This is a genomic window from Nocardia arthritidis NBRC 100137 (genome assembly GCF_001612765.1).
GTDB lineage: Bacteria > Actinomycetota > Actinomycetes > Mycobacteriales > Mycobacteriaceae > Nocardia > Nocardia arthritidis.
On sequence record NZ_BDBB01000082.1, the window covers coordinates 1 to 7942 of the forward strand.

Here is a 7942-nt window from a genome sequence, read left to right on the forward strand (position 1 = left end):
GGCAAGACGATTGACTCGCGCATCGAGTTCGGCGTAGGTCAGCTCGACCCGCTCACCGTCGATCGAATCGGCGACGAGCGCCGTTGAACGCGGGTCCGCCGCCACGCTGGCATCGAGAAGCGAGACCAGTGTCGCGCCGGAATCCACGGACTGCTCGGTGGCGTTCCAGCGCGCCAGCACGTCGTGCCGTTCGGCATCGGCGAGCAGTTCGATGTCACCGACCGGGACGGAGGGGTCGGCAACCACAGCCGCGAGGATGCGCGAGAACCGCGCCACGAAACCTTCCACCGTCGCCCGATCGAACAAATCGGTCGCAAACGTCAAGAACCCACCGATACCAGCCGCCGCACCCGACTCCGAATACCCATCACCAACAATCAAATGCAAATCGAACTGCGACACATCCACATCGGCATCCACACCCGCCACCGACAAACCCGGCAACTCCAACGCCGCACGCGCAACATTCTGAAACGACAAACCCACCTGGAACAACGGATGACGCGCCGTCGACCGCGGCGGATTCAACACCTCCACCAACCGCTCGAACGGCACATCCACATGCGCGAACGCAGCCAAATCCGCCTCACGCTGACGGGCGAGGACATCCGCGAACGACTCGCCACCATCGATCCACGACCGGAACACCACCGTATTGACAAACATCCCGATCAGATCATCGAGCTCACGCTCACCACGACCCGCCACCGGCGTACCGATCGCGATATCCGCACTGCCCGACAACCGCGCCAACAACACCGCGAACGCCGCGTGCACCACCATAAACAACGTCGCACCATGCGCACGAGCGAGTTCGACCAACCCCGCATGCGTCACCGCATCGATCTCGATACCCACACGCGCACCCGCCAACGACGCCACCACAGGACGCGGCCGATCGGTCGGCAACTCCAACAAATCCGGCAAATCAGCCAACTCAGCACGCCAGAACGCGATCTGCCGAGCCGCGATCGACTCCGGATCGGACTCCTCCCCCAACACCACCCGCTGCCACAACGCGTAATCCGCATACTGCACCCCCAACGGCGACCACCCCGGCGACTCACCAACCACCCGCGCCGAATACGCCACCATCACATCCCGCACCAACGGACCCATCGACGACGCATCCGCCGCGATGTGATGCACCACCACCGCGAGCACATACGTATCGGGCACGCCGTCGACCTGGATGAGCACAGCCCGCAACGGCACCTCGGCCGTCACGTCGAACGGAGTCGCCGCCAAGGCATACACGCTGCTCGCCACGTCGGACTCGGCCAGAACCCGGGGAGCGAGGTCCAGATGGACCTGCGCGGCGGGCAGCACCACCTGCACCGGACCGTCCGGAGTCTCCGGATACACCGTGCGCAGCACCTCGTGCCTGCCCACCACGTCGTGCAGCGCCTCGCCCAGCGCCGCCACATCCAACGCACCGGTCAAGCGCAACGCGAACGGCAAGTTGTAGGCCGCCGTACCGATCCGCTCCCCAGCGTCATCGGACTGATCGAACCGATTGAGAAACCACATCCGCCGCTGCGCCAACGACAACGGCAACTTCTCGGGCCGGGCGATACTGCCCAACTCCACCCGACGCTCACCATGAGTATGCGACTCGAGCGCCGCGGCCAACGCCGCCACCGTCGACGCCTCGAACAGCGTCCGGACCGGCACCCGCGCATCCACTGCCGCACCGATACGCGCCACCGCCTGTGTGGCGACCAGCGAATTACCGCCGAGCGCGAAGAAATCGTCATCAGCCCCGACCCGGCCCACACCGAGCACCTCACCGAACACCCCGGCCACGATCTCCTCGACCGCCGTCGCAGGCGCACGGAAATGCTTGGTCTCGAAAGTCGGCTCGGGCAACGCCTTACGGTCCAGCTTGCCGCTGGAGTTCAGCGGGAACGACTCCAGCGCCACGATGGCCGCAGGCACCATGTAGGCGGGCAGGGTCTCGCTGATCGCGGACCGCAATGCCTGCGGGTCGATCCGGTCGCCCGGAGCGGGGACCACGTAGGCCACGAGCTGATCACCCAGCGACGAAGCCGCGACGAGGGCCACGGCCTGGCTCACCGACGGCTGCGCCAGCAACGCCGTCTCGATCTCACCCAGCTCGATCCGCTGACCGCGGAACTTCACCTGGAAATCGGTCCGGCCGAGATAGTCGAGCACCGCGTCGTCGGCGTCCTTGCGCCACACGACGAGGTCGCCCGTGCGGTACATCCGCTCCCCGTTGCCGAACGGGTCGGCCACGAACCGGTCGGCCGTGAGATCGGGACGCCGCACATAGCCGCGAGCCAACTGGTCACCCGCGAGATACAGCTCACCGGGCACACCCACCGGCACGGGCCGCAACCACGAGTCCAAAACGTAGACCCGGGTGTTCCACTGCGGCAGACCGATCGGCACGGTGCGCTCGTCCGGCGACGCGGGCCAGTAGGTCACCGAGACAGCCGCCTCGGTAGGGCCGTAGAGGTTGTGCACGGCGGCATCGGACACCGCGTGCATGGCGCCCACGGTCTCCGGCGGCAGCGCCTCACCGATCACGAAGACGTGTTCGAGCGTCGGGCAGCTGCCGGGGGCGGTGTGCGCGGCGAAGACCGTCAACATGGACGGCACGAAGTCCGTCACCGTCACACCCTGGGAGGCAATGGTTTCCGCGACGTACGCGGGGTCACGGTGACCGTCGTGCGTGGCGACCACGAGCTTCGCGCCCACGCGCAACGGCATGAAGTAGCCCCACAGCGAGACGTCGAACGTCGTCGCCGTCTTCTGCAGATACACGTCATCGGCGTCGAGCGGGTATTCCGCCAGCATCCACGCGATCTGGTTGTTGATCGCCGCATGGGACACCGCGACGCCCTTCGGGCGGCCCGTCGATCCCGACGTGAAGATCACGTACGCCGGGTGCGCAGGCATCACCGGACGCACCAGTTCCTCCGCGCGAACCGGGCTGTCGTCGAAGCCGTCGAGATCCAGCGTGTCCACGGCGAGTGCCCGGACGTCATCGGGCAGCGCGGCCGCGTCCGCGCTGGTCGTCACGACGCAGAGGGGGCGAGCGGTGTCCAGGATGTGCGAGATGCGTTCAGCCGGATGATCCGGATCCAACGGCACATAAGCCCCACCCGCCGCCACGATCGCATACATCCCCACCACAAGATCCAACGAACGCCGAACCGCCAACCCCACCAACGACTCCGCACCCACACCCTGCGAAATCAACAACCGCGCCAAACGATTCACCCGCGCATCGAACGCACGGTAGGTCAACTCGGCGCCCTCGTAGGCGACGGCGATCTCGTCCGGGTGCGCCTCGACGGCCCGGCGATAACCGTCGAGCAGCAACTCGGAGCGGACCGGGTAGCGGGTGTCGTTCCACTCGTGCAGGATGCGATCCCGCTCGACCACGTTGAGCAGGTCGATACCGCCCAGCGCGCGATCGGGGTCGGCCGCGACCGCGCGCAGCAACCGGTTCAGGCGCGCCGCGAACTCGGCGACCGTACTCTCGTCGAACAGATCGGTGGCATAGGTGAACATGGCGGCCAGGCCGGCGTCCGGACCTTCCTGCGGCGTCACCGTCAGCTGTAGATCGAATTTGGCCACCGCGCCGTCGAATTCCACCGCGCCGACCGACAGGCCGGGCAGCTCGAGCTGCGCTCGGTCCATGTTCTGGAAGAACAGCGCCACCTGGAACAGCGGGTGATGCGCCTGCGAGCGAACCGGATCCAGCACCTCGACCAACCGCTCGAACGGCAGTTCGGCGTGCGAGAACGCGGCGAGGTCGCGTTCCTTGGTCGCCTCCAGCAGGCCGGCGAACGAGGCAGCCGGATCCACCGCGGTCCGCAACACCAGCGTGTTGACGAACATGCCGACCAGATCGTCGAGTTCCGCCTCGCCACGTCCGGCTACCGGCGTGCCGATGGTGACGTCGGTGGTGCCGGACAATCGGGCCAGCAGCGCCGCGAAGGCGGTGTGCACCACCATGAACAGCGACGCGCCATGGGCCTGCGCGAGTTCATCGAGCCGGGCCCGGGTGGGTGCGTCGACAGTGAAGGTGAAGACGCCGCCGCGCCCGGAGGCCGTGGCGGGGCGCGGCCGATCCATGGGGAGATCGAGCCGATCGGGAATGCCCGCGAGAGCATCACGCCAGAAGGCGATCTGCGTCGCGGCCACGGAGCGGGGGTCGCTCTCCTCGCCCAGCACGGCGTGCTGCCACAGCGTGTAGTCCGCGTACTGCACCGGCAACGGGGCCCAGCCGGGCGCTTCGCCCGCGCTGCGCGCGACATAGGCGGTCATCAGGTCCCGCACCAGCGGCGCTATAGACGTACCGTCGGCCGCGATGTGGTGCACGACGACGGCGAGCACGTATTCGTCGGAGCCGATCCGCGCGAGCGAAAGCCGCAGCGGCACCTCGGCCGCGACATCGAAACCGGCGGCGGCGAAGGTGCGCAGCCAGTCCGGCAGTTCTCCGGCGGCCAGGCTGTGCGGCGTCAGGTCCGGGATCGCCTGCGCGGCGGGCAGCACGACCTGGTAGCCGGTACCGTCCACCGCCGGATACACCGTCCGCAACGTCTCATGACGCTCGACCACATCCGCGACCGCCGCCTGCAACGCCGCCACATCCAACACACCCGACAACCGCACCGCGAACGGAATATTATTCGCCGCCGAACCGGTATCGAACTGATTCAAAAACCACATCCGCCGCTGCGCCAACGACAACGGCACCCGCTCCGGACGCTGCAGCGCCACCAACGCGGGACGCGCCGCGCCGGTGTCGAATTCGGCGAGGCGGGCGGCCAGCAGCGCGACCGTCGGCGCTTCGAACACCGTCCGCGCGGGCACCCGCGCGCCGATCGACGCCCCGAGCCGGGCCGCGACCTGCGTCGCGATCAGCGAATTGCCGCCCAGCTCGAAGAAATCGTCATCCGCGCCGATCTCGTCGCCCGCGCTGAGCAGGTCACCGAAGACACCCGCGACCAATTGCTCGAGCGCTCCCGACGGGGCGCGGAATTCTTTGGTCTGCAATTGCGGAGCGGGCAGGGCACGACGATCCAGCTTGCCCACCGGGGTCAGCGGGATCTCATCCAGCACGGTGAGCGAGGTCGGCACCATGTGCACCGGCAGGCTGCGCTCGGCGTGGGCGATCAGCTCGTCGGTGTCGATGGAGCGTCCGCTCGCCGCGTGCACATACGACGCGAGAATTGTTGCGCCGCTGTCCAACTGATGCCCGACGGTGACCGCGAAATCGACCGTCTCGTGCGCGGCCAGCACCGCGTCGATCTCGCCCAGCTCGATACGGAAACCGCGAATCTTCACCTGGAAGTCGTTGCGGCCCATGTATTCCAACTCGCCATTCGGCGTCCAGCGCACCAGGTCACCGGTGCGATAAAGCCGAGAGTGGTTCGGGTCGAACGGATTCGGAACGAAACGCACGGCGGTGAGGCCGGGACGCAGCTGGTAACCGCGCGCCAGCTGGGGGCCACCGATGTACAGCTCGCCGACCACGCCGATCGGGACCGGCACCAGCCGCTCGTCCAGCACGTATTCGGTGGTCGCCTGGATCGGCGCGCCGATGTTCACCGTTTCCCCGGGCGCCAGCGGCGCGCTGATGTTCGTCATGATCGTGGTCTCGGTCGGGCCGTAACCGTTGTAGAACTCGCGCTCGCCCTCGGCGATCGGGCGCACCCAGCGCCGTACCAGTTCCGGCGGGCACGCCTCGCCACCGGCCACCACCACACGCAGCTCGTCCAGCCCGGCCGGGTCCACCGACGCGAGCGCGGCAGGGGTGATGAACGCGTGGGTGACGGCCTCCCTGCGCAGGAGCGCGGCCAGCTCGTCACCGCCGTAGACCGTCGGCGCGACCACGACCATGGTCGCCGCCCCGCCCAGCGCGAGCAGCAACTCCAGCACCGACGCGTCGAACGACGGCGAGGCGAAATGCAACGTCCGCGACGCACTCGTCACCCGATACCGATCACGCTGCTCGGCGCAGAAACTCGCCAAACCCGCCTGGGTGACCACCACGCCCTTCGGCCTGCCGGTGGAACCGGAGGTGTAGATGACGTAGGCGGGATGTTCGGCGCGCAGCTGTCGCAGCCGATCCGCGTAGGTGACCGGCTCGGTCGGGTAGTCCTCCAGCCGCTGGACGAAGGCGTCCGAATCGATTACCAGCCATTCGATCTCGCTCGGCAGGTCCTCCACCACGCGCGTGACGGTGAGGCCGAGTACCGCGCCGGAGTCCTTCACCATGTGCTCGACGCGATCGGCCGGATAGTTCGGATCCACCGGCACGAAACCCGCACCCGTCTTGGCCACCGCCCACACCGCGACCACCGACTCCACCGAACGCGGAACACCCACCGCGACCAGATCCTCCGGACCCACCCCCCGATCGATGAGCAACCGCGCCAACCGCGTGGACCTGGCGTCGAGTTCCGCGTAGGTGAGGTGTCCGCGAGAGCTGACCGCGTCGGCGAAGACAACCGCGGTTCCGGTTGGATGCGCTTCGACGGCGGTTGCCATCAGTTGCGGGAGGGTAGTGACTCTAGGTCGCCGGGTACGAGTGGGCCGCACCCGCGCGGGCCGCGTCACGCGAGCCCCGCTTCGTGCTTCCTGGGCACCGATCCCTGCGCCGGCAGACTATTCCCCGACAAGCGAAACATGAAAACTCTGCACATCCTGCCTGTAAGAACACGTCCATGACACATTTCCAGCGGACGGCCTGATACAGCAAACCAGTCCGCTGTGTGCATGGTCACACAACTGGGAGCTTGCACATGACCGCGGATCGCTTCACCGGACGTCGAACAGCTCGGTGAGCTCGACGATCGCGGCCACATTCGACCAGGGCCCCTCGGGCACCGAGCCGACACCATTGTCCAGCACCACGGCGTGCAAATCCTCCAGTGCCATCGGGTCGAGCGTGTCCAGCCCGGTCCGATCCGTCACCAGATGGGTTACCCACTCGTCGGCGAGCGACTCGGTCAGCGCGCCGTCCGCGTCGACCAGCACCACCGACGCGCCCACCGATCCGGCGGCGACCACTTCGACCAGCGCGGCGGGCGACTGCGGACTGCCGTGCTGGAAGGTGCGCGACTCGAAGGTCAGTTCGGTGCGTGCGCGCAGCCGTGCGGCGGCCGTGGCGAGGTCGTCGTAGCTGAGCGCCTGCGCGCCGATGAACGCCGGGTCGCCGCCGCGCAAGGCGCGAATGCGGTGGGCGTAGGTGACCGGCCGGGGTGATTCGGCGGCGATCTCGGCGACGACGGTCGGGTCGTCGAGGGCGAGCCAATCGACCGCGGCGGCCGAGTGCGCACCGCCGACCGTCAAGCCGGTCTTGATCTCGAGCTCGTGCGGCAGCGGTGTGTCGAGTGCGTCGACCGGGACCACGGCGGCGCCTGTTTTGAGTACCGCCCAGGTGGCGATGACCGCTTCGATGCCGCGATCCAGCCGCACCGCCACGCCCGCGCCGGGGCCACAGCCGCGCGCGATGAGCACCCGCGCCAACCGCGACGAGCGTGCGTCGAGATCCTGGTAGGACAGAGCGTTCTCGCCGGAGACCACGGCGGGGCCATCCGGGTCGTCTTCCACCGCGGCCGCCAGCGCCTGAGTCAACGCCGTACCCGCGGTGGCCGTGGGCGCTTCGACGCTCACCGGCTCCGCCGCGACCGCCATCCGTTCTCGTTCGGTTGGGTCGAGGATGTCGATGTCGCCGATGGGGGTGTGGGGGTTGGTGGCGATGGTGGTGAGGATGCGGTGGAGGCGGTGGCCGAGGGTTTGGATGGTGGTTTCGTCGAACAGGTCGGTGGCGTAGGTGAAGATGGTGTCGAGTTCGGCGGGGGTGCCGTCGTGGTGGTGGCGGGGGTTGATGTTGACTTGCAGGTCGAATTTGGCTGCGACGGTGGCGGTGTCGAGGGCGGTGATGGTGAGGCCGGGTAGG

2 protein-coding genes are annotated in these 7942 nt (G+C 67.8%); both read right to left on the minus strand.

Annotated features, from left to right (window positions below):
* A partial coding sequence (locus tag NA8_RS31990) for a non-ribosomal peptide synthetase (protein ID WP_439957448.1) occupies window positions 1-6597 on the minus strand: 6597 nt, incomplete at its 3' end.
* Between the two features lie 201 nt (window positions 6598-6798).
* Window positions 6799-7942 (minus strand): AMP-binding protein (locus tag NA8_RS31995; protein WP_157107037.1); only part of this gene is annotated, 1144 nt, incomplete at its 5' end.